This is a genomic window from Mycobacterium sp. SMC-11, from assembly GCF_046250095.1.
GTDB classification, from domain to species: Bacteria; Actinomycetota; Actinomycetes; order Mycobacteriales; family Mycobacteriaceae; genus Mycobacterium; species Mycobacterium heraklionense_A.
Window position 1 is genome coordinate 1867681 of the sequence record NZ_CP176430.1, and the last position, 23382, is coordinate 1891062.

Here is a 23382-nt window from a genome sequence, read left to right on the forward strand (position 1 = left end):
CCTGTCACATCCGGACCGCCCGGACACGGCGGTTTAGCGAGGCTCGCCGGAGGCGAGGCGACGCTGGAACCGCCGCATGAACATGGCGTTCTAGAAGCAGTGCTCCTCGGCCGGGAAAGTGCCCGCTGTCACCTCGGCGGCGTACTGCTCTGCGGCGCGGCGCAACTCGCCGCCCACGTCGCCGAAGCGCTTGACGAATCGAGCGGTCTTGCCGGTGGTCATCCCGGCCATGTCCTGCCACACCAGAACCTGGGCGTCGCAGTTGGGCCCGGCGCCGATCCCGACGGTGGGAATGGTCAGCTTTCCGGTGATCTGGGTGGCCAGCTCGGCGGGGACCATCTCCATCACCACCGCGAACGCACCGGCTTCGGCCACCGCGATCGCGTCGTGAATGGTCTGCTCGGCGGCGTCACCGCGCCCCTGCACCCGGTAGCCCCCGAGGGCGTTGACGCTCTGCGGGGTGAACCCGATGTGCGCCATCACGGGGATGCCGGCCGCGGTCAGCGTGGCGATCTGGTCGGCCACCCGCTCGCCGCCCTCCAGCTTGACCGCGTGCGCGCCACCCTCCTTCATGAACCGGGTGGCGGTGGCCAGCGCCACCGCCGGCCCGCCTTCATAGGAGCCGAACGGCAGATCGGCGACCACCAGCGCGTGCGGGGCACCGCGCACCACCGCGCGCACCAGCGGAAGTAGTTCGTCGATGGTGATGGCGACGGTGGTGTCGTAGCCGTAGACCACATTGGCCGCCGAGTCGCCGACCAGCAGCACCGGAATGCCGGCGTCGTCGAAGATGCGGGCCGACGAGTAGTCGTAGACCGTCAACATGCCCCATTTGCGACCCTCGGCCTTCATCTGCTGCAGATGGTGGACGCGGGTCTGCGGTGCAATGCGAACAGGGTCGGGTGAAGCGCCATAAACGTGCTCAGACATCGTTGTCCCTCGAATTGTTCGGGTCGATCCTCGAAGCCCGTAACTCGGGTCCCCGGGTCGTCTGACATGCCCAGTGTGCCACCTGCGGCCGCGCAGCTGAACCTCCTCGTGCAGTGGATTTCCTCACACCGCCACGCGCGCGGCGCAGCAGGTGGCCGGGCTTGCACGGGCGTGCATGGCAGCATGTGGTGTCATGAGCTCGCCGACGCGCCGCGACAGGATGACGCGCACCGCCCTGACCTGCCTCGCGATTGCGATGGTGGCATTCACCGTCGGCAGCTGCACCCGAATGACGCCGGGCCACGCGGTGCTGGCCGTGCCGCGGGTCGGCCAGCCGGTCCAATGGGACAAGTGCCGGTTCACCGCCGACACCAACATCAAGGTGCCCGCCGACGCCCAGTGCGGGTTCATCGCAGTTCCGGTGGACTACTCCAAGCCCCAGGGCGCCGTCGCCCGGCTGGCCATGATCCGATTCCCGGCCACCAAGGACAAGATCGGCTCGTTGGTGATCAACCCGGGCGGGCCGGGGGAGTCCGGCATCGAAACCGCGGTGGGTTTGGTCAGCTCGCTGCCGCGTCAGGTCCGTGAGCAGTTCGATCTGGTCGGGTTCGACCCGCGCGGAGTGGCGTCGTCACGGCCGGCGGTCTGGTGCAACTCCGACAAGGAGAACGACCGGCTGCGGGCCCTGAACCAGGTCGACTACAGCCCCGAGGGCGTGGCGCGCATCGAGAGCGAGACCAAGGAATACGTCGAGCGCTGCCTGGAAAAGACCGGTAAGGAGTTTCTGGCCAACGTCGGCACCGTCAACGTCGCCCGCGACCTCGACGCGATCCGCGCCGGGTTGGGCGACGACAAGCTGACCTATCTGGGCTACTCCTACGGCACCCGGATCGGCTCGGCATACGCCGAGGCCTACCCGCAGAACGTGCGCGCGATGATCCTGGACGGCGCGGTGGACCCCAACGCCGACCCGATCGAAGAGGATCTGCGGCAGGCGCAGGCGTTCCAGGGCGCGTTCGACGACTTCGCGGCCGACTGTGCCAAGGAAGCCGAATGCCCGCTGGGCACCGACCCGGCCAAGGCCGTCGACGTCTACCACAGTCTGGTCGACCCGCTGGTGGACAAGCCCGCCAAGACCAAGGACCCGCGCGGGCTGAGCTACAGCGACGCGATCGTCGGCACCATCATGGCGCTGTACTCGCCGACGTTCTGGACGCACCTCAACGATGGCCTGTCCGATCTGGCCGGCGGTCGCGGCGACATCATGCTGAGCCTGGCCGACCTATATATGCGCCGGGACGCCAAGGGCCACTACACAAACGCCACCGATGCCCGGGTCGCGGTCAACTGCGTCGACCAGCCGCCGGTCACCGACCGCGCCAAGGTGATCGAGGAAGACCGGCGTTCGCGCGAGGTGGCGCCGTTCATGAGCTACGGAAAGTTCACCGGCGACGCCCCGCTGGGCACCTGCGCCTTCTGGCCGGTACCGCCGACCACTGAGCCGCACGCTCTTTCGGTCCCGGACCTGCCGCCCACGATGGTGGTCTCCACCACCCGCGACCCGGCCACCCCCTACCAGGCGGGCGTGGACTTGGCCAAGCAGCTGGGCGGGGGTCTGCTGACGTTCAACGGAACCCAGCACACGGTGGTTTTCCAGGGCAACGAATGCGTGGACCGATTCGCCACGCGATACCTGGTCGACGGCACGTTGCCGCCAACCGATGCTAAGTGCTGAGCGCTGATACGCTTCGCGGTATGGACCGTCAGAAGGAGTTTGTGCTCCGCACGCTGGAGGAACGCGACATCCGTTTCGTCCGGCTCTGGTTCACCGATGTCCTCGGTTATCTGAAATCGGTCGCGATCGCCCCCGCCGAGCTCGAGGGCGCCTTCGACGAAGGCGTGGGCTTCGACGGCTCGGCGATCGAGGGCTTCGCCCGGGTCTTCGAATCCGATATGGTCGCCCACCCGGATCCGTCAACCTTCCAGCTGCTGCCGTGGGTGTCCGACTCCGGCCGGCAGTACTCGGCGCGGATGTTCTGCGACATCACCATGCCGGACGGATCGCCGGCCTGGGCGTCGTCACGGCATGTGTTGCGCCGGCAGCTGGCCAAGGCCGGCGAGCTGGGTTTCGCCTGCTACGTGCACCCCGAGATCGAGTTCTTCCTGCTGGAGCCCGGCCCCTACGACGGGAGCACCCCGGTTCCGGCCGACGACGCGGGCTACTTCGACCAGTCGATCCACGGTTCGGCCGCCAACTTCCGCCGGCACGCGATCGACGCGCTGGAGTCGATGGGCATCTCGGTGGAGTACAGCCACCACGAGAACGCTCCCGGCCAGCAGGAGATCGACCTGCGCTACGCCGACGCGCTGTCGATGGCCGACAACGTGATGACGTTCCGCTACCTGATCAAAGAGATCGCGCTCAAGGAGGGTGTGCGGGCGTCGTTCATGCCCAAGCCGTTCCGCGAGCACGCCGGTTCGGCCATGCACACCCACATGAGCCTGTTCGAGGGCGAAGTCAACGCCTTCCACAGCCCGGACGACCCGCTGCAGCTGTCGGCCACCGCCAAGTCGTTCATCGCCGGGATTCTCGAGCACGCCAACGAGATCAGCGCCGTCACCAACCAGTGGGTTAACTCCTACAAGCGCCTGATCCACGGTGGGGAAGCACCCACCGCGGCGTCCTGGGGCGCCTCCAACCGCTCTGCGCTGGTGCGGGTTCCGATGTACAGCCCGCACAAGACGTCGTCGCGGCGCATCGAAGTACGCAGCCCGGACTCGGCATGCAACCCCTACCTGGCCTTCGCGGTACTGTTGGCCGCCGGGCTGCGTGGGGTGGAGCAGGGTTACGAGCTCGGCCCGGAGGCCGAGGACAACGTGTGGGCGCTGACTCCCGAGGAGCGCCGGGCGATGGGCTACAAGGAACTGCCCGGCACCCTGGAGCGCGCGCTGAGCGAGATGGAGAACTCCGAGCTGGTCGCGGAAGCGTTGGGGGAGCAGGTCTTCGATTTCTTCCTGCGTAACAAGCGTCAGGAGTGGGCGAACTACCGCAGCCACGTGACCCCCTACGAGCTGCAGAACTACCTGGCGCTGTAGGAGTCTCCGAAGCCTCATGGCCTATCCCGGAGCTCAGCGCCGCAAGCTGCCCAGCGTCGGGCGCCTCGGTCTGGTGGACCGGTACGCCGCAGCGGATCTGACTGCTCTGGGTTGGTACAGCGCGTACACCCAACCGCACGTCGACGTGCTCTGGGCGCTGTCGCGTGCTCCCGATGCCGACGTCGCGTTGCGCACCCTGGTCCGGCTGTCGGAAGCTCCGGGCATCGACTGGGCCGAACTGAGCGCAGCGCTCATGGCCGACCGGGGACTACGCGGGCGCCTGTTCGCGGTACTGGGATCCTCACTGACGCTGGGCGATCACCTGATCACCCATCCCGAGACCTGGAAGTTGTTGGCCAGTCCGGTCGACTCCGACGACTACACGATCGCGCTGCCGTCGGCGGCAGAACTGTGCGCGATGTTCACCGACTGCGTTGCCGCCACCACCGACGGCGCCTACATCGATCGGCTCCGGTCGCTGTACCGCGACCGGATGCTGGTGTTGGCGTCGATAGACCTGGCGCCCACCGTCGAACAGCTGCCGGCCCTACCCTTCGTGGCGGTAGGCGAGCACCTGGCCGACCTGGCCGACGCCGCGCTGGCGGCCGCCCTGCGGGTGGCCGAACTGCAGGTTTGTGGGCCCGACGCCGGTGCCGACGTGCCGCGGATTGCCGTGATCGCGATGGGCAAATGCGGTGCGCGGGAACTGAATTACGTCAGCGACGTCGACGTCATCTTCGTCGCCGAGGAAGCCGACGCGGTGAGCACCCGAGTCGCCGGTGAGCTGATGCGGGTGGCCGGCGAGGCGTTCTTCGAAGTGGACGCCGGGTTGCGGCCGGAGGGCCGGCACGGCTCGCTGGTGCGAACCCTGGAATCGCACATCGCCTACTACCAACGGTGGGCCAAGACCTGGGAGTTCCAGGCGCTGCTCAAGGCGCGCGCCGCCGTCGGCGACGTCGAATTGGGCCAGGCCTACATCGACGCGCTGCTGCCGATGGTCTGGACCGCATGCGAGCGTGAGGATTTCGTCACCGACGTGCAGGCGATGCGTCGCAGAGTGGCGCAGCTGGTACCCGCCGAGATCCGGACCCGCGAGATCAAGCTGGGATCCGGGGGACTGCGCGACGTGGAGTTCGCCGTGCAGCTGCTGCAGCTGGTGCACGGCCGCAGCGATGAGTCATTGCACGTGGCATCCACGGTCGACGCCCTGGCCGCCTTGGGCGCCGGCGGTTATATCGGCCGGGAGGATTCGGCCGATCTGACCGCCTCCTATGAGTTCCTGCGGCTCCTGGAACACCGCCTGCAGCTGCAGCGGCTCAAGCGCACCCACATGCTCCCGCCGCCCGATGACGACGAGGCGCTGCGCTGGCTGGCCCGCTCCGCCCATGTCCGCCCGGATGGCCGTCACGACGCCCTGGGCGTCCTTCGCGAAGAGCTCAAAGCGCAGAACCGGCGGGTGTCGCGGCTGCATGCCAAGCTCTTCTACCAACCGCTGCTGGAGGCCGTCGGTCCGGCGGGACTGGAGCTGGCCGGGGGATTGACTCCCGGTGCCGCGGAACGGCAGCTGGCGGCACTCGGCTACGAGGCACCGCACAACGCGCTGACCCATCTGGGTGCGCTGACCAACCAGAGCGGTCGCCGGGGTCGGGTGCAGGCGGTGCTGCTGCCCACCCTGCTGTATTGGCTGTCGGACACGCCCAATCCCGACGCGGGGCTGCTGGCCTACCGGCGGCTCAGCGAGGCGATGGCTCAGCAGCGCTGGTATCTGAGCACGTTGCGCGACAGCAGCGCCGTGGCCAAGCGGTTGATGCGGGTGCTGGGCACCTCGGCCTACATCCCGGAACTGTTGATGCGCTCACCCGACGTCATCCAGGCCTATGGCGATGGACCGACCGGTCCCAAGCTGCTCGACACCGATTCGGACGCGGTGTCGCGGGCGCTGATCGCGTCGGCGGGCCGCCACCCCGACCCGGTGCGCGCGATCGCGTCGGCCCGCAGCCTGCGGCGCCACGAATTGGCCCGTATCGCCTCGGCGGACCTGCTGGGCATGCTCGATGTCACCGATGTCTGCCGGGCACTGACCGCGGTGTGGGCGGCGGTGTTGCAGGCCGCCCTGGACGCGATCGTCCGGGTCAATCTGCCCGGCTCACCCGACACAGACGTACAGGAAGCGCCGGCGAAGATCGCGGTGATCGGCATGGGCCGACTCGGCGGAGGCGAACTCGGCTACGGCTCGGACGCCGACGTCATGTTCGTGTGCGAGGCCAACGAGAAGGCGACCGGGGTGAGCGATGCCGACGCGGTGCGCTGGGCCACGTCGATCGTCGAGCAGGTCCGGGCGTTGCTGGGCACCGCCAGCGTCGATCCACCCCTGCAGGTCGACATCAACCTGCGTCCCGAGGGCCGCAACGGCCCGCCGGTGCGCACGCTGGCCTCCTACGCGGCCTACTACGACCAGTGGGCGCAGCCCTGGGAGATCCAGGCGCTGCTGCGGGCGCACAGCGTCGCCGGTGATGCGGACCTGGGCAACCGCTTCCTGCAGATGGTCGACGCCACCCGCTATCCGCCTGGCGGGGTGTCGGCCGACGCGGTACGTGAGATTCGCCGGATCAAGGCGCGGGTCGACGCCGAGCGACTGCCGCGTGGGGCCGACCCCAATACGCACACCAAACTGGGCCGTGGCGGTCTGGCCGACGTCGAGTGGACCGTGCAGCTGCTGCAACTGCGCCATGCCCACCGTGTTCCGGCGCTGCACAACACCTCTACGCTGGAAACCCTGGACGCCATCGCCGCTGCCGGGCTGCTCGATGAAGACGAAGTGGACCGGCTCCGGCAGGCCTGGCTGATCGCCACCCGTGCGCGCAACGCGCTGGTGCTGGTTCGTGGCAAACCCACCGACCAACTGCCCGGGCCGGGCCGCGCGCTGAACGCGGTCGCGGTGGCCGCCGGCTGGCCCGGCGGCGACGGCGGTGAGTTCTTGGACAACTACCTCCGGGTGACACGGCGTGCGAAGGTCGTCGCGCGCAAGGTATTCGGAGACTGAAGGAGGACCTCTGTGGTGGATTTCAGGGCTCATTCGAACGTGCCGACAATCAGCGCGGACGAGAGCGGGCAGCTGGTGGAGCGCTACGGTCCGCTGGCCCAGGCGGTCCGCGACCTGATCGACGCCACCATCCGCACCCAGGCCGACGACGCCACGGCTCGCGAGGTGACCGCCCAATTGCAGGAGCTGACCGAGCGGCTTCGTGGCGGAACCCTCAGCGACTCACCGGGACTGCGCTACGTCGTGGACGGGCGGCCGCTGGCGTGGGGCAACGCCGTCGTGGGTCTGCGTAACCCGATCGCCCCGCCGCTGGTGATCCAGCACGGAGAGAATGGGCACTGCTGGAGTGACTTTCACCTCGGCGCGGCCTACGAGGGCCCGCCGTCGCTGGTTCACGGCGGGGTCAGCGCGCTGGTCCTTGACCATGTGCTCGGTGAGGCCGCCAGCGACGGCCTGACCAAACCGCGCTACACCGGCACGATCACGGTGAAGTACCTGCGCGGTACGCCCCTGGGGCCGTTGCACGCCGAAGCATCGATCTACCGCAAGGACGGCGTGAAAACCTATGCCCGCGGCCATATCGCCGACGCCAACGGGATCACCGTGGAGGCCGAGGGGGTCTTCATCACGCCTTCCTGGGCCCGCGACGGGCTCGAGTGACGGCCGTAGTGCGCCTTTAGAACAAGCTAAAGGCCGACGCCACGCTCAACAGGCCGATTCCGAGTCCGGTGGTGACCAGGCCGACATCAGCCGCGAGCGGCATCATCAGGGCATCGAGTAGGTCGCCGGAGGCGAGCTCCTGTGCGAACAGACTGACGTTGTAGGCCGGCAGGGTGGTCAGCAGGGCATTGACCAGGTCGGCGATCGGCAGCAGGGCCGAATAGCCGCCTGCCAGCGCCGCGGAGAAGCCGTTGACCACATCGCTGAAGCCGCCGAGGGCATCCGCGCTGTTCGCCAGGGCTTCGGGCAGGCTGGGCAGCGAGCCCAGGTCGTTGATGAAGTCCTGCCAGCCCTGCTGGACGCCGTTGCCCAGCGCGGTGAGGACGTCGCCCAGATCGAGGTTCGGGAACACCCCGAACGGTGTCGACAGGTCGGCCGGGCCGGTGTCCCAGCCGTGTTCGATGTTGCCGTAGCCCAGGTTGACCAGGACTCGCAGCGCCGGCTGCAGCAGATCGGCCAGCGGGTCGCCCAGGATCGGGAGGAACCGCAGCGGTTCCAGCAACGGCAGGTTCTCGGTGGGGATCATGAAGTAATCGGTGTTGCCGCCGTAGCCGTCCGACACCGGCATCAGAACGGCCTGGGCGATCTGCTCGTCGGAGAGGTCAGCGATGGAGCTGTGCACAAACGCGATCCCCAAGACCGCGTTGAGAACGGACAGAAAGTTGAGCGGGTAGCGCGGGAAGTCCGAGAAGCCGTCGTATTCGATGTTGTACATCGCGGTGTCCCAAGGGGTTTCCGACGGGGTTGCTCCGCTGAACGTCACTCCCATGCTCGGAACGGTCAGCGGCGGCAGGCCCGGGTCTCCGAAGCGGGAGAGCAGACCCCCGTTGGGATTGCTGGGGTCGACCAGCAGGACGAACGACAGCTGATCGGACGTCGGGATCTGATCAGCAGGCAGTGCCAGCAGATTGCGCATCTCCAGTCCGGCCAGAGTTGAGCTCTGCGAGGCGCCGACCACGACGAGGTCGTGGCCCAGGGTGAGCCGCTCCTTGATGGTGGCGTCCAGGATCTGTACGCCTTGCGCCAGCGACTGGTCGAGCATCAGAGACTTGGTGCCGGTGATCGGATACAGGCCCTCCGGGGTGAAGAGGGGATGAATCGAGTCGACCGGGAAGATCGGCTGGCCGGGGAAGATCGGCGAGGTGGGCATGATGTAGCGCGAGCCGACCGCGTCGATGACCGCTTGGCTGGGGATCGGCATGCCACTGCCACCCATGCCCCACGCCTCGGTGTCGAGCAGGACCACCTGTGCGGAGACCGACTTCAGTCCTGGGGCCGCCACGCTTGCGGGTAGGGCGGGACTGGCGATCAGCAGCGGCGCGATGGCCAGCGGGAGCAATCTGCGGTCAGCCATGGGCGGTTCCTTTCGTGGAAAACAGGCCCTTTAGATGGAAAGTTACTGATCTGGCGATAAGTTACAACGGATTGTTTCTAAGTTCAATCACATGTTTTGGGGTTTGGTAACGGCCGTTACCGGCCCATCTCTTTTGGCGGGTAGGGCCGCCCCGGCAAATGCCTATGGCGGAATCGGTGGGGCCGTGGTCGGTCGGCTAGTGGCGTCTCGGTGTCGACGCAGAGCGAGTGAAATGCCGTGTCCATGAGTATATTTCGGCAATCAGCGTAATCGTTGTCCATGCGGCCCCGGTTGTTTCGGGACAGGCTAGTGCGCTTTCTCCGGCTCCCGGCAAATGCACAGAATTGTGCGGGTAATTCGCCGCTACGCGGCTTCGTTGTTGGGCGGGTCGGGGTCGGTTTCGATGAGTTCTTCGGGGTGGTGGGCGTGGTTGATTTGGGGTGGTCCGGTGCCGTCGGTCCAGCCGAGGCGTCCGTTGGTGGGGATGGTTTGTTGGTGGCCGTCGGTGGCGTCGGTGTGGTCGCAGCCGCAGGCGAAGAACAGTTCGTCGGCGTTGGTGCGTCCGCCGTGTGCCCAGGGTGTGGAGTGGTGCACTTCGCAGTGATAGCCCGGTTCCAGGCAGTTTGGTCGGGTGCAGCCGCGGTCGCGGGCATAGCAGATGAGGCGTTGGTCAGCGGTGGCGACGCGTTTTTGGCGGCCGAGGTAGAGCGGGCGTTTGGTGTGGTTGTCGAAGACGGCGAGGTAGTGCATCGATTGGGCGGCCATGGCGATCAGGTCGCGCATCGGCAGTCGGGATCCGCCGCCGGTGAGCGCTGGCGGTGGCATGGCGATGGTGGGGTCGCTTGCGGCGTGGGCGGCTTGGTTGAGTTCGGCCAGGGTGGTGGTGACCACGACGGTGACGGGGTGGCCGCGGTGGGTGCCGAGTTTGCCGGAGGCGATGGCGGTCGATAGGGCTAGGCGCAGGGCGTCGTGGCAGCGCTGCGCCGCCGTGCGGGAGTCACCGGCGGCGGGGTCGCTGGGGTCGGGCTGGTGGCGGCCGGGGCGCACCGTGGCCGCAACGGCTTCGAAGTAGGCGCGGGTTTGAGGGTCCAGGAGGCCGGTGAGTTTGGACATGCCGTCGGGGCCTTGGCGGCCCAGTGTCAGTGCGCGCCGTCGTGCGCGGTCGCGGTCGCTGAACAGGCCGTCGGGGTTGAGGTGATCGGCGATGCGTTGGCCGATTTTGGTGAGCACACCTGAATCGACTGCGGTGGCGTGGGAGACCAGGGCGGCTTCTGCCTGCGCGATCTGGGGCGGAGTCACCGATCCGGGCAGGACATCGACGGCTTGGCAGATCGCGCGGATGTGGTCTTCCCCAATAGAACCGGATTCGACGGCGGCGGCGAGGGCCGGGAGTTCGGGTGGGATCACCGCGCCGGTCAGGGAGCGTCGGGGCCGGATGCGGGCGGCCAGGCGGCAACGCCGGGTGATCTCGCGTGGGGTGATGCGCAGCCGTTTCCATACGGCGGCTCGTGCTTCGGCAATCGAACCGGACCCGTCGGGTGGGTCGGCGAGTTCGCCGAAGATCCGATACATCAACCCGCGATTCACGCGTTCCTGGTTTTCTAGCCGGTCGGCGACGTCGATGCGAATGGCGTTGCCCACCAGATCGGTCGAGGTCGCCCGCAACACCGCGTGGGCGGCGTCAATGGCATCGAGGGCAGCGCAGATCTGCTCCCGCGCCGCCACCGCACCCAAGACCGTTGCCATACCCCGACGCTAAAAACCACCCCCGACAACAACACCGGAAGACAGTCCCGGGAAGGCCAGCCTGTGGATCAACCCCCAACTGGGGATAACGATCGGTCCCGGGCGCCGTCAGTGCTTCATTCCAGATGCTCGGCATCACCTTCTCCGAGACGATCCCGGCCGCGATCGCGTCGATGCCCATCGTGTGGATCGGAAGCTTCCTCGACGACGTCCTGCCCACGGCAGAGCTCTTCGACTTCTCGTTCTGACCGACCGGTGTAGCTGACCGCCACTGCGTTACCCGCAGAAGACGGCGACGTTACCTTAGGTGCGTCAGCCCTCAGCAGTCGTAATACAGCGCGAACTCGTACGGGTGCGGCCGTACGCTGATCGGGGTGATCTCGTGGTCGCGCTTGTAGCGGATCCAGTTCTCGATGAGGTCTGAGGTGAATACGCCGCCCTCGGTGAGGTATTCGTGGTCGGCCTCGAGGTTGTCCATCACCTCGGCCAGCGTGGTGGGCGCCTGCGGGATGTCGGCGGCCTCATCCGGCGGCAGCTCGTAGAGGTCCTTGTCGACCGGGGCCGCGGGCTCGATCTTGTTCTTGATGCCGTCGATGCCGGCCATCAACATGGCTGCGAACGCCAGGTAGGGGTTGCTGGAGGAGTCCGGGCAGCGGAACTCCAGCCGCTTGGCCTTGGGGTTGGTACCGGTGATCGGGATACGCACGCAGGCCGAACGGTTGCGCTGGCTGTAAACCAGGTTGATCGGCGCCTCGTAGTGCGGCACCAGGCGCTTGAACGAGTTGATGGTGGGGTTGGTGAACGCCAACAGCGACGGCGCATGGTGCAGGATGCCGCCGATGCAGTGGCGTGCGGTGTCGGACAGTCCGGCATAGCCGGCCTCGTCGTAGAACAGCGGCTGGCCGCCCTTCCACAACGACAGGTGGACGTGCATGCCGGAGCCGTTGTCACCGAACAGGGGCTTGGGCATGAACGTGACTGTCTTGCCGTTGGCCCAGGCGGTGTTCTTGATGATGTATTTGAACAGCATCACGTCGTCGGCGGCGTGCAGCAGCGTGTTGAACTTGTAGTTGATCTCCGCCTGACCACCGGAGCCACATTCGTGGTGGCCGCGCTCCAGGGTGAAGCCGGCGTTGGCCAGGTTGGTGGTCATGGTGTCGCGCAGGTCGACGTACTGGTCGTTGGGGGCGACGGGGAAGTAGCCGCCCTTGGGGCGGGTCTTGTAGCCGCGGTTGGCCCGTCCGTCGGCCTCGGTCGGTGAGCCGGTGTTCCACCAGCCCGAATCCGAGTCCACCTCGTAGAAGGTGCCGTTCATCTGCGAGTCGAAGCGCACCGAGTCGAAGATGTAGAACTCGGCCTCGGCGCCGAAGTAAGCCGTGTCGGCAATGCCGGTGCTGGTGAGGTAGTTCTCGGCTTTGCGGGCGACGTTACGCGGGTCGCGCGAGTAGGGCTCACGGGTGAACGGGTCGTGGACGAAGAAGTTGAGGTTCAACGTCTTGGCCGCCCGGAACGGATCGATCTGGGCGGTGGAGAAGTCGGGGAGCAGCATCATGTCGGACTCGTGGATGGACTGGAAGCCGCGGATCGAGGATCCGTCGAAGGCCAGCCCGTCTTCGAACACGCTCGCGTCCAGCGTGGACGCGGGGATCGACAGATGTTGCATCTGACCGGGCAAGTCACAGAACTGGATGTCGACGTACTCCACGTTCTCATCGGCGACGAGCTTGAGAATGTCGTCGGCCGTCTTGTCGGTCACAGAAGTGTTCTCCTCCGCTGGTAGCCCCGGTCGGACGCTGAGGTTGCCCGTGCTGACGTTACGCAATCGCGGCTGGACCCTGCGACGCCGGGTCGGGTTCGCCGCCCGCCTATCGTAGGGGCCATGAGCCGCACCTTCTCCTCGTGGCTGTCCGGGCCGGAGTCTGCCGGACCCAGCCACCCCGACAACGCCCCGGGACAGGGCCTGGGTTTGCCGTCCAGCGGCCCCGGTTCCCTGGCTCCGATGGGGCGCCGCATGGTGGCCCTGGCCCTCGACTGGATGGTGGGCTACGGACTGGCCGGTCTGGGCGTGGCAGCGGGGGTGGTGACGCCGGAATTCCTGGCAACGGTGGTGCTGGGGATCTGGCTGGTCCTCGGGGTGGCCTCGGTGCGGCTGTTCGGTTTCACACCGGGCCAGTACGCCTGCGGGCTGCGAGTGGTCCCCATCGACGGCCCAGGCCTGGGCGTGGGCATCGGTCGCGCCGCGATCCGCGGATTGCTGATTGCGCTGGTGGTCCCGGCATTGTTCGCCGACGCCGACGGCCGCGGCCTGCAGGACCGGGCCACCGCCACGGCCGTGGTGCGCAGCCGCTGAATTTCTGGCGGCCAGCTAGCGCCGGCGCACCGCGCGCTGAACGCCACGCACCTTCGCACCGCCGGGCAGCGGGCCCTTGGGCATGGCCGCGGTTCCGGTCCGCGAACCCAGCGCGGCCAGCCGCGACTCCAGCGATTCCATCTGCTTCGTCGTGATGTTGGCCGGCAGCTTGGTCAGGTAACGCTCCAGCTTGGCCAGCGGAACCTCACCGTCGCCGGCGCCCACCACCACGTCATAGATCGGCACGTCACCGACGAGCCGGGCGGTGCGCTTCTTCTCCTGAGCCAGCAGAGGCTTGAGCCGGGAGGGCGAGCCCTCGGCGACGAAGATGATGCCCGGCCGCCCGATCACCCGATGCACGGCGTCGAGCTGGCCGGTGGCGGACACCCCCGGGGTCACCCGCCACTTGCCACGCAGGTTGTCCAGCGCCCACGCCGCAGCCCCGGCCTGCCCCTCGGCTTTGAGGTAGACCGACCGCTGCGCGCGCCGGCCGAAGATGATGAATGCCACCAAGCCGCCCAGCACCAGGCCGAGCGGAATCGTCGTCACCTTGGCGAACGTGCCGCCGTTGAGCGCCAGGGCCGTCGTCACCCCGGCCACCAGCACGAAGGCGCCGACCATGTAGGGCACCAGCCGCTTGTCCTCTTTGCGCTGCAGCTGGAAGGCCTGCCACAGCTGGGTGCGGCGCTGCTTGCTGGCGGCCTTGCGGGCGGCTTTCGCTTCCGCCCGGGCAGCCTTGTTCTCGGTGGTGGTGCGCGGTCTGGGCATAGTCACCAAGGATACCCAGCGGGGCTTACCGCCAGCCGGGGCGTCAGTCAGCCGTGGGCGGTGGCGGGGGCCTGTTCGCGGCGCGCCCGGTTCTCCAGCGCCTGCTGGTAGAGCCGCCCGGCCCGATACGACGAGCGCACCAGCGGCCCGGACATCACTCCGGCGAAGCCCAGCTCCTCGGCATAGCGGGCGTGCTCGACGAACTCCTCGGGTTTGACCCATCGGTCGATCGGGTGGTGCCGCTCGGTGGGGCGCAGGTACTGCGTGATGGTGACCAGCTCGGCGCCGGCGTCGTACAGGTCGGCCAGTGCCGCTCGGATCTCGTCGGCGGTCTCGCCCATACCCAGGATGAGGTTGCTCTTGGCCACCAATCCGGCGTCACGGGCCTGGGTCAGCACGTCAAGGCTGCGCTCGTAGCTGAATCCGGGTCGGATCAATTTGAAGATGCGCGGCACGGTTTCGACGTTGTGCGCCAGCACTTCCGGGCGTGATTCGAACACTTCGCCCAAAAGGTCGGGCCGTCCGCCGAAGTCGGGGATCAACAGTTCGACACCCGTGGACGGGTTGAGGGCCTTGATGGCCCGCACCGTCTCGGCGTAGAGCCAGGAGCCCTGATCGGGCAGATCGTCGCGGGCGACACCGGTGACCGTCGAATACCGCAGGCCCATGGACTGCACGCTCTCGGCGACCCGGCGCGGCTCGTCGCGGTCCAACTCCGGCGGCTTACCTGACTTGATCAGACAGAACGAACAGTTGCGGGTGCAGACCTCGCCGCCGATCAGGAAGGTGGCCTCCCGGTCTTCCCAACACTCGTAGATGTTGGGGCAGCCCGCCTCCTCGCACACCGTGTGGAGCTTTTCCTGCTTGACCAGAACCTTGAGCTGGGTGTAGCTCGGGCCCATGCGGGCGCGGGTCTTGATCCACGGGGGTTTGCGTTCGATCGGAGTTTCAGCGTTGCGTGCTTCGGCACGGCTTAACCTACGGCCTTCCGGGGCGGCACTCACCTGGTCGATGTTACGCGCGGACCGGGATGCTCGCGCACCGGCAGCACGCCGTCGAGAGCATCGACGACCGCGTTGGCCACCGCCTGCCGAACATCCTCGACGCCGGTCACAAAGCCCAGCTCCGCAGACAGGGATGTAACCCCCGCGTCGGTGATCCCGCACGGCACAATCGAGCCGAACGCACTGAGATCACAATCACAATTGAGCGCGAACCCGTGCAATGTGGTGGCGCGCGCCACTCGGACACCGATCGCGGCGACCTTGCGGGCCGGCCGCCCACCGCCCGGCGGCAGCCACACACCGGACCTGCCGTCTATCCGAACCGTGTTGAGACCCAAGGTGTTACATACCTCGATAAGTGATTCTTCAAGGCGTCGAACGTAATTCACCACGTCCAAAGGTTCGGCGAGGCCGATCACCGGGTATCCCACGAGCTGGCCCGGGCCGTGCCAGGTGATCTTGCCGCCCCGGTCGGTGTCGACCACCGGGGTGCCGTCCAGTGGGCGTTCCTGCGGCTCGGTGCGCCGTCCGGCGGTGTAGACCGGGGGATGCTCCAACAGCAGCAGGGTGTCCGGGCCGCCGGCTGCCCTGGCGTCTGCCAGCTCACGTTGCATCTGCCAGGCGTCGCCATAGTCGACGGTGCCCAGCTGGCGCACCTCGATCGGGGCGGCGCTGGAGCGGATGGACACCATGTTGGCAGGCTACTCGGCGCGGGGTTGCTACAGCGGGGTCGGTCGGGAGGTGGCGTAGGCCAGGGCCTCGCCGACGGTGTGGTGGGCAAACCGGAAACCGGCCTGCTCCAACACGGCGGGAATGGCTCGCTGGCCGGTGAGGAGGCTGTCGGCGAATTCGCCGAGCCCGGCACGGACCGCGAAGCCGGGTAGCAGCAGCCGGGTCGGGCGGTTGACGGCGCGCCCCAGCGCGGCGGTGAACTCAGCGTTGGTCACCGGTGCGGGCCCGGTCAGGTTCACCGGGCCCGACAGCGTGTCATGCGAGATCGCGAACAACAGTGCCCGCACCTCGTCCTCCATGCTGATCCACGACATGTACTGCCGGCCGTTGCCGATCCGGGCGCCGAGTCCCAGGGAGAACAGCGGGCGCAACCGGCCTAGGGCGCCGCCTGATCGCGACAGCACGATGCCGGTGCGAGCCAGTACCACGCGGGCGCCGGAAGCTTGGGCGGACGCGGTTGCGCCTTCCCAGTCCTCGGCGAGCTGGGCCAGGAAATCGGTTCCGGCCGAGGCGGACTCGTCGACGACGCGGTTGCCGGTGTCGCCGTAATAGCCGACCCCGCTGGCATTGACCAGGACCGGTACGCCGGCCTGGGCCACCGCGGCCGACAGCACCTCGGTCGGGGCGATCCGGCTGTCGCGCAGGCTCTGCTTGAACGCCCCCGACCAGCGGCGGTCGCCGACGCCGACGCCGCACAGATTGACCACGGCGTCGACCCCGGCCAGTGCGCCCACGTCGATCTGGCCGGCTTCGGGATCCCATTGCAGCTCGCCGGCATGGGCCGGTGCCCGCCGCACGATCCGCAGCACCTGGCGATTGTCGGCGCGCAACGCCGAGACCAGGGCCGAGCCGATCAGTCCGGACGAGCCGGCGATCGCGACGGTGGCGTTGCTCACAGCTGAATCCTCTTGCAGCTCTTCGGAAAAGCCCCCGGCGCCGTTAGAGACCCAGGTCCGCCTCGAACGCACCTTCTTCGAGTCGGTTCTTGATCGTGGTCACGAACCGGCCGGCGTCGGCACCGTCGATCAAACGGTGGTCGTAGGTCAGCGGCAGGTAGGACACCGAACGCACACCGATCGACTCGTTGCCGGCTTCGTCGACGATGACCCGCGGCCGTTTGACGATGGCTCCGGTGCCGAGCATGGCGGCCTGCGGCGGAACCAGGATGGGGGTGTCGAACAGTGCACCCTGGCTGCCGATGTTGGTGATCGTGAAGGTGCCCCCCGACAGTTCGTCGGGCTTGAGGTTGCCCGAGCGTGCCCGGGCGGCGATGTCAGCGATGGCCCGCGCGAGGCCGGCCAGCGAGAGATCACCGGCGTTGTGGACCACCGGCGACAGCAGACCCTGCTCGGTGTCCACCGCGAAGCCGAGGTGCTCGGCGTCGTAGTAGGTGATCTCTCCGGCGTCCTCGTTGTAGCTGGCGTTGACGTTCGGATGTGCCTTGAGGGCGTCGATCACCGCACGGGCGATGAACGGCAGGTAGGTCAGGTTGACGCCCTCGCGCTCGGCGAAGTCCGCCTTCGCCCTGGCCCGCAGCGCCACGATCTTGGTCATGTCGACCTCGTGGGTCTGGGTGAGCTGCGCCGTGGCCTGCAGGGATTCGCGGGTCTTCTTGGCCGTGATCTGACGGATCCGGTTGGCCTTGGCGGTCGTGCCACGCAGGTGCGCCAGCGCCGAGGCGGGGGCCGAAGCGGCCGGGCGCGGGGCGGCCGGAGCCGCGGGCGCCTGCTGCGGCTGCGCCTGCTTCTCGGCGAAGGCCAGGACGTCCTGCTTGCGGATTCGCCCGCCGACTCCGGTGCCGGTGACACGGCTCAGGTCGACGTTCTTGTCGGCGGCGAGCTTGCGCACCAACGGCGTCACATACCGTGCGGCGTCGCCGGACGGGGCCTCGCCGGCAGCGGGCTGCGCCGGAGCGGGCGCGGCGGGTGCCGGAGCCGGGGCGGGTTCGGGCTTGGCCTGCGGCGCGGGTGCCGATGCAGGGGGAGCAGGCTCGGGCGCAGGCGCCGGAGCCGCCGGTGCGGGGGCGGGAGCCGCGGGAGCGGGCGTGGGAGCCGGGGCGGCGGGGGCCGGGGCGGCGGGGGCCGCCGGGGCGCCCGAACCGATCCGGGCCAGCTCACCGCCGACCTCGACGGTGGTGTCTTCACCGGCGGTGATCGACAGCAGGGTGCCGGCCACCGGTGAGGGGATCTCGGTGTCGACCTTGTCGGTGGAGACCTCCACCAGCGGCTCGTCGACCTCGACGGTGTCGCCGACCTGCTTGAGCCAGCGCGTCACGGTGCCTTCGGTGACCGACTCACCCAACTCGGGCATCAGCACCGGGGTGCCGTCTCCGGCGGCCTCCTGGGCAGCGGGTGCGGCCGGGGCAGCGGGCGCGGGGGCGGCCGGGGCCGGTACTTCGGCAGCGGGAGCCGGCTGGGCCGGCGCGGGCTCGGCCGCCGGTGCCGCGGGGGCCGACGGGGCCTCGCTGCTTTCACCGGCCTCGCCGATCAAGGCCAGCTCACCGCCGACCTCGACCGTGGTGTCCTCGCCGGCGACGATCTTGGTCAGCACACCGGCCACCGGTGAGGGGATTTCGGTGTCGACCTTGTCGGTGGAGACCTCCAGGAGCGGCTCGTCGACCTCGACGGTGTCGCCTTCCTGCTTGAGCCAGCGGGTCACCGTTCCTTCGGTGACGCTCTCACCGAGGGCGGGCATCTGGACTGAGAAGGCCATCGTTGTTGACTCCTCGCTCGATCGGTCGCTGCACGTCGTTTCCTGGATACCACGTCAGTGGTGAGGCGAGGGCGGTGCCCAGGTGGACTGTCGAAAACCATCCTGTCATTGCGTCGTCGTCGGCACACATCGAGGTGGCGGTCGAACGGCTCTCGACGCCGTCGGGTATGGCGCATCGCATCGTCGGTCAAAGCGCTACTGCGACCGCCGAAGCGTCACTAATATCTCGCGCGTGCCCGCTGAGCAGATCGCTGCAGCCTGTGAGCTGTGGACCGGCTTCGACGTATCCCTCGTAGCCCGCAACTATGCCCAACTAGCCGGTTTGCTGGCCGGTTTCGCGTTCGTCGTCATCAATCTGGTGCTCGATCGTGCGTATCGGCGTCGTAGCGACGGGCATTCGCCGGACCCGCGCGAAGTCGAGCACGAGACCCTCACCGGGGTCGCGCTGATGAACGCATTTCTGGGGTTGTTCCTGACGGCGGTGCAATACAGTCTGCTGGCCGGGGAACAGGGATGTGCGATCGGCAGCGGTCGAGCCACATCCGCAGAACTGTTGGGCGGCATATCATTTGTGGCCTCGCTCTACATTCTGCTGTACGCCGTGGTGCAGTTCGTGTCGGGCAGCGCCGGAACGCTGATCAGACATTGCGTGTTCATCGTGGCGGTCCTGGTCCCGCCGATTGCGGTGTTCTTCGTAGAGGCGACGCTGACGGACCTGGCGCTCTCGCTCGGTGACCCGCAGACGCATCAGCCGTTGCAGCCGTTGTGGGACGACGCCAACCGACTGTCGGTGCCCATCACGGTCGCCATCGCGGTGGTCTGTGCGATCGGGTGGTTCCTTGGACGGGCGCGACGGCGCAGCGAATCAGCGATCGGGCCTCTGGCAGGCCGCATCCGTACCGCATTCCCGTACTTGAGCACCGTGGTGATCATCGCGGCGATCGTTCGCTCGATGGCGGCGCTGCCGAAAACCGATGTGGCGTCCCACCTGGACTCGACAGAAGCCTGGTTCTGGGTTGCCGTGTTCGCCGTGTTGATGTTGGTGCTCAGTACGGCGCTGTCGTTTCAGCGGGGCGTCGAAAACGCCGCAAGGCCGCCTTGCCCGGTGCAGAAGGCCGAGAGCGCCGACGAGAACGCCTGACGCCCGCCGTCGGTCATCCCTTCGCGGCGATGTCTTCCAGAACCGCGAACATGGTGCGCGTCGGCACCCCGGTGCCGCCCTTGCCGGTGTAGCCCCAGGCGCCGCCGGAGTTGTAGGCCGGTCCCGCAACGTCGATGTGGACCCAGTCGACGCCGTCGGCGACGAACTCACGCAGGTACACCCCGGCGACCAGCATCCCGGCGAAACGCTGACCACTGACGTTGGCCAGGTCGGCCACCGTCGACTTCAGCTCCTCTTTGAGCTCGTCGGGCAGCGGCATCGGCCAGCCGTTCTCGCCGACGGCCTGCGAGATGGACGCCACCCGATCGCGGAAGTCGTCCGAGCCCATCACGCCGGGAATGCGCGCGCCCAGTGCAACGGTCTGTGCGCCGGTCAGCGTCGAGGTCTCGATGAGATAGTCCGGGTTGTCCTCGCAGGCCCGCACGATCGCGTCGGCCAGGATCAGCCGGCCCTCGGCGTCGGTGTTGAGCACCTCGACGGTGATGCCGCCGTACTGGGTGAGCACATCGCCCGGGCGCTGCGCGGTGGACGACGGCATGTTCTCGGCCATCGGCACGGTCGCGGTCACGTCGATCGGCAGGCCGCGGCGGGCGGCCAGCACCACCGTCGCGATCACCGCAGCGGCCCCGCCCATGTCGGAGGTCATGTGATGCATCGAGGCAGCCGGCTTGATCGAGATGCCACCGGTGTCGAAGGTGATGCCCTTGCCGACCAGCGCCACCTTCTTGGCGCCGTCCGGGTCGTCGCGCAGGCGTGATCCGCGGTGGATCAACCGCACCAGACGCGGCGGGCGCGAGGAGCCTTGACCGACACCGATCACTCCGCCGTAGCCGGCCTCGGCAAGCGCCTGCTCGTCAAGCACCTCGACCTCCAGTCCGGCCCCCTCGCCCAGCGCCTTGGCGCGGTCGGCGAATTCGGCCGGAAACAGGTGACTGGGCGGAGTGTTGACGAAGTCGCGGGCGGTGGCCACCGCGGCCGCGATGTCGGCGCCGCGCGCCGCCTGCGCCTCGGCGTCGGCGGTGGTGGACAGCACGGTCACCGCGCGCAGGCCCGGTTCCTTGGGGGCGGTCTTCTCGCTGCGGAACGCGGTGAAGCGGTAGCCGCCCAGCAGCAGTCCCTCGACACTGGCGGCGAGCACCCCGTCGCCGGGCAGCCCGCTCAGCGCACTGATCACCGTGGCGGTGCCGTTCAGGGAACGCGCCGCATTGCCGGCGGCCCGGCGAACGGTGTCGGCCGACCAGGAATCGCGCGCCTTGCCCAGCCCGACGGTCACCACGCTGGCCACCGGCAGTGACGCCACCACCAGCCGATGCACCTGCTCACTGCCGCCCTTGGCGCCCAGCGCACGCAGTCCCGCCTCGATCTCGGCGATCGCCTCGGCGGGCAGCGCCGGCTCGGTAGTGGCGACCGACGCGGTGGATTCAGCCTCGTCACCGGCCGAGACGACCGGCACGATCAGCACGGCCTCATCGGCGTTCGAGGGCAGCGAGGCGGCGACGGTGACGGAGGGGGCGGGGTATCCGGGTTCGGTGCTCACAAGCACACCCTAACGATCTGGGTTCGGGTGCAATTCGTATGCCGGGACGGGCTCGTCGAAACCCTTGAGCGTCAACGGTTCCTGAAGGGTGGCCGGCCAGTCGGGCAGTTCTTCGCGGACGCAGGTAGACGCCAGCACCTGGCCGGGTACGGCCGCATCCACCAGGCGCGCGGCCAGATTGACCGGGGTGCCGAAGTAGTCGCCGTTGATCGCGAGCATCTCGCCGTAGGCCACCCCGGCGCGTACCTGCAGTCCGGCTTTGCGGGCCTTGGGATGGTCGACCAGGTCGATCGCGGCCCGGGCCAGCAGGTCCCCGGTCGCGCTCACCCACATCACCGCGTCGCCGATGAACTTGACCACCCGCCCTCCGTCGCAATGCACGACGTCGGCGACGGTGCCGGCGAAATCGGTGAGCAGCGTGGCCAGCTCCGCGGACGTGAGGACCCGCGTCAGCGCGGTGAAACCGGTCAGGTCGGCGAATCCGACGCCGCACATCAGGCTGGCCGCCGGCCCGCCGGCCAGCCCCTCGAGGAAGGTGCGGTGGCTGACCTGGTGCTGGCGGTGGACGGCGTCGATCATCGCGCCGATGCGCGGGATGTATTCGGCGACCGACCGCCAGGCCCGGGCGGTGCGCAGTTCGTCGCGGGTGTGGCCCAACCACATGTCGGGCGCGCTGAGCCGGATCATCGACGACTCCGCCTCGGCCAGGCGCGCCATCGTCGCGCCCAGCACCCGTAGGAAGCCGTCGACCGGCTCGCCGAGGTAGGACCGCATCTGGACCCAGGTGGCCAACCCGTCCACGTCGGCCTGGCTCAGCGCGGGCGTGTCGGGGCTGGGAACGCTGAGCCCGAGCATCCGCCAGGCCTGCGCGACGTCGTCGACTGACACACCCAACGCCTCGGCGGCGGTGCGCAACGTGTAGTCCGGTGGGCCGGAACGCCCGACCGCGTCACCGGCCAGGCCGAACAATCGGCCCCGGCGCTCGGCGTCGGCCATCTCTTCGGCGGAGAAACCCAGACCGTCGAGATACTCGACCAGGCCCGCACGGTTCCTGGCGTCAGCGATACCGGCAGCTTCGAGCGCATCCCAATCCACCATTTATACAAGTGTGCCGATTAGGGTGGCTTGACGTGAGCGAACTGCAACACGGACCCCTGGAAGACCGTCACCGCGCGCTGGGCGCCAGCTTCGCCGAGTTCGGCGGGTGGCTGATGCCGGTGTCCTACGCCGGCACCGTCGCCGAGCACAATGCCACCCGCGCCAGCGTGGGTCTGTTCGACGTCAGCCACCTGGGCAAGGCGACCGTTCGCGGCCCGGGCGCGGCAGCCTTCGTCAATGCGACGCTCACCAACGACCTGACCAGAATCGTGCCAGGGCAAGCCCAATACACCTTGTGCTGCAACGAATCCGGTGGCGTTATCGACGACTTGATCGCCTACTACATCTCCGACGACGAGATCTTTCTGGTGCCCAATGCCGCCAACACCGCGGCCGTGGTGGCTGTGCTGCAGGAGGCCGCGCCGGCAGGGGTGACGATCACCGACGAACACCGTTCGCGCGCGGTGCTGGCGGTACAGGGTCCGCGATCGGCCGAGGTGGTGGCGGGTCTTGGTCTGCCCACCGAGATGGATTACATGGCGTTCGCCGATGCTTCCTACGACGGCGTGCCGGTACGGGTGTGTCGGTCCGGCTACACCGGTGAACACGGCTACGAGCTGCTGCCGGAGTGGGAATCCGCCGGGGTGGTGTTCGACGCACTGGTGGAGGCCGTGCAGCCGATCGGCGGTGAGCCGGCCGGTCTGGGAGCCCGCGACACCCTGCGCACCGAGATGGGCTACGCGCTGCACGGGCACGAACTGTCGCCGAGCATCTCGCCGCTGCAGGCCCGCTGTGGTTGGGCGATCGGTTGGAAGAAGGAATCGTTCTTCGGCCGCGACGCGCTGCTGGCAGAGAAGGCCGCCGGCCCCGCGCGGCTGCTGCGCGGCCTGCGCGCCACGGGAAGGGGAGTGTTGCGTGCCGACCTGGCCGTGCTCGACGGCGACCGCCGGGTCGGGGTCACCACCTCGGGCACGTTCTCGCCGACGCTGAAGGCCGGCATTGCCCTGGCGCTGATCGACGTAGATGCGGGTGTTGAAGATGGTGCCCAGCTCACCGTCGACGTGCGTGGCCGCGCCGTCGAATGCGAGGTGGTGACGCCGCCGTTCGTCACGGCAAAAACCCGCTAGCGC

General features: G+C 68.2%; 19 protein-coding genes. 8 read left to right on the forward strand and 11 right to left on the reverse strand.

Annotation, left to right across the window (positions count from 1 at the left end; genetic code table 11):
- Window positions 1–90 precede the first annotated feature (90 nt).
- Window positions 91–930 carry a 3-methyl-2-oxobutanoate hydroxymethyltransferase gene (gene panB, locus ACKY0X_RS08735; protein WP_409429112.1) on the reverse strand — a complete coding sequence of 280 codons (840 nt, stop codon included), beginning with the start codon at window positions 928–930 and terminating at the stop codon, window positions 91–93.
- A 193-nt stretch (window positions 931–1123) separates the two neighbouring features.
- Between panB and ACKY0X_RS08740 the strand changes: the two genes are divergently transcribed.
- The 4 genes from ACKY0X_RS08740 to ACKY0X_RS08755 are packed head-to-tail and all read left to right on the forward strand — an operon-like array spanning window position 1124 to window position 7729.
- Window positions 1124–2665 (forward strand): alpha/beta hydrolase, encoded by a 1542-nt coding sequence (locus tag ACKY0X_RS08740; protein WP_409429113.1) that lies wholly within the window; start codon window positions 1124–1126, stop codon window positions 2663–2665.
- A gap of 20 nt (window positions 2666–2685) precedes the next feature.
- Window positions 2686–4026 carry a type I glutamate--ammonia ligase gene (gene glnA / locus ACKY0X_RS08745; protein WP_065041313.1) on the forward strand — a complete coding sequence of 447 codons (1341 nt, stop codon included), beginning with the start codon at window positions 2686–2688 and terminating at the stop codon, window positions 4024–4026.
- A 16-nt stretch (window positions 4027–4042) separates the two neighbouring features.
- A complete protein-coding gene (locus ACKY0X_RS08750) occupies window positions 4043–7069 on the forward strand; it encodes a bifunctional [glutamine synthetase] adenylyltransferase/[glutamine synthetase]-adenylyl-L-tyrosine phosphorylase (RefSeq protein WP_409429114.1) in 3027 nt (1008 codons plus the stop codon).
- Between the two features lie 39 nt (window positions 7070–7108).
- The gene (locus ACKY0X_RS08755) at window positions 7109–7729 is read left to right on the forward strand and encodes a PaaI family thioesterase (RefSeq protein WP_409429115.1); all 621 of its coding nucleotides are present in this window, start codon (window positions 7109–7111) and stop codon (window positions 7727–7729) included.
- A 16-nt stretch (window positions 7730–7745) separates the two neighbouring features.
- On the opposite strand, the gene ACKY0X_RS08760 is transcribed toward ACKY0X_RS08755, so the two are convergent.
- Window positions 7746–9143: a PE-PPE domain-containing protein gene (locus tag ACKY0X_RS08760; RefSeq protein WP_409429116.1), complete on the reverse strand. Its 1398-nt coding sequence runs from the start codon at window positions 9141–9143 to the stop codon at window positions 7746–7748.
- Between the two features lie 363 nt (window positions 9144–9506).
- Entirely contained in the window at window positions 9507–10889 is a 1383-nt protein-coding gene (locus tag ACKY0X_RS08765) for an HNH endonuclease signature motif containing protein (protein WP_409429117.1), read from the reverse strand.
- 125 nt (window positions 10890–11014) lie between these two features.
- Here ACKY0X_RS08765 and ACKY0X_RS08770 point away from each other — a divergent pair, with 125 nt between their 5' ends.
- Window positions 11015–11137: a hypothetical protein gene (locus ACKY0X_RS08770; protein ID WP_409429118.1), complete on the forward strand. Its 123-nt coding sequence runs from the start codon at window positions 11015–11017 to the stop codon at window positions 11135–11137.
- 71 nt (window positions 11138–11208) lie between these two features.
- On the opposite strand, the gene glnA (ACKY0X_RS08775) is transcribed toward ACKY0X_RS08770, so the two are convergent.
- Window positions 11209–12645, reverse strand: coding sequence for a type I glutamate--ammonia ligase (glnA, locus tag ACKY0X_RS08775; protein WP_065039834.1), 1437 nt, complete (start codon window positions 12643–12645; stop codon window positions 11209–11211).
- 123 nt (window positions 12646–12768) lie between these two features.
- Between glnA (ACKY0X_RS08775) and ACKY0X_RS08780 the strand changes: the two genes are divergently transcribed.
- A complete protein-coding gene (locus ACKY0X_RS08780) occupies window positions 12769–13239 on the forward strand; it encodes an RDD family protein (RefSeq protein ID WP_409429119.1) in 471 nt (156 codons plus the stop codon).
- A 15-nt stretch (window positions 13240–13254) separates the two neighbouring features.
- On the opposite strand, the gene ACKY0X_RS08785 is transcribed toward ACKY0X_RS08780, so the two are convergent.
- The 5 genes from ACKY0X_RS08785 to sucB are packed head-to-tail and all read right to left on the reverse strand — an operon-like array spanning window position 13255 to window position 18455.
- Window positions 13255–14007: a DUF4191 domain-containing protein gene (locus ACKY0X_RS08785; protein WP_064887713.1), complete on the reverse strand. Its 753-nt coding sequence runs from the start codon at window positions 14005–14007 to the stop codon at window positions 13255–13257.
- Between the two features lie 47 nt (window positions 14008–14054).
- Complete coding sequence (locus ACKY0X_RS08790) at window positions 14055–15011, reverse strand: lipoyl synthase (protein ID WP_409429120.1); 957 nt, start codon at window positions 15009–15011, stop codon at window positions 14055–14057.
- Window positions 15008–15703, reverse strand: a complete 696-nt coding sequence (gene lipB / locus ACKY0X_RS08795; protein WP_409429121.1) for a lipoyl(octanoyl) transferase LipB — start codon at window positions 15701–15703, stop codon at window positions 15008–15010. The genes ACKY0X_RS08790 and lipB overlap by 4 nt, the downstream gene beginning before the upstream one ends.
- Window positions 15704–15730: 27 nt before the next feature.
- A complete protein-coding gene (locus ACKY0X_RS08800) occupies window positions 15731–16639 on the reverse strand; it encodes a TIGR01777 family oxidoreductase (RefSeq protein WP_409429122.1) in 909 nt (302 codons plus the stop codon).
- A 43-nt stretch (window positions 16640–16682) separates the two neighbouring features.
- The gene (gene sucB / locus ACKY0X_RS08805; RefSeq protein ID WP_409429123.1) at window positions 16683–18455 is read right to left on the reverse strand and encodes a 2-oxoglutarate dehydrogenase, E2 component, dihydrolipoamide succinyltransferase; all 1773 of its coding nucleotides are present in this window, start codon (window positions 18453–18455) and stop codon (window positions 16683–16685) included.
- A gap of 232 nt (window positions 18456–18687) precedes the next feature.
- Here sucB and ACKY0X_RS08810 point away from each other — a divergent pair, with 232 nt between their 5' ends.
- On the forward strand, window positions 18688–19596 hold the full coding sequence (locus tag ACKY0X_RS08810) for a hypothetical protein (protein ID WP_409429124.1): 909 nt from the start codon (window positions 18688–18690) through the stop codon (window positions 19594–19596).
- Window positions 19597–19609: 13 nt separating this feature from the next.
- Here ACKY0X_RS08810 and ACKY0X_RS08815 read toward each other — a convergent pair whose 3' ends face one another.
- Window positions 19610–21154, reverse strand: coding sequence for a leucyl aminopeptidase (locus ACKY0X_RS08815; protein ID WP_409429125.1), 1545 nt, complete (start codon window positions 21152–21154; stop codon window positions 19610–19612).
- Window positions 21155–21163: 9 nt separating this feature from the next.
- Window positions 21164–22252 carry an adenylate/guanylate cyclase domain-containing protein gene (locus ACKY0X_RS08820; RefSeq protein ID WP_409429126.1) on the reverse strand — a complete coding sequence of 363 codons (1089 nt, stop codon included), beginning with the start codon at window positions 22250–22252 and terminating at the stop codon, window positions 21164–21166.
- Between the two features lie 32 nt (window positions 22253–22284).
- Here ACKY0X_RS08820 and gcvT point away from each other — a divergent pair, with 32 nt between their 5' ends.
- Entirely contained in the window at window positions 22285–23379 is a 1095-nt protein-coding gene (gcvT, locus tag ACKY0X_RS08825) for a glycine cleavage system aminomethyltransferase GcvT (RefSeq protein WP_409429127.1), read from the forward strand.
- Window positions 23380–23382: the final 3 nt, after the last annotated feature.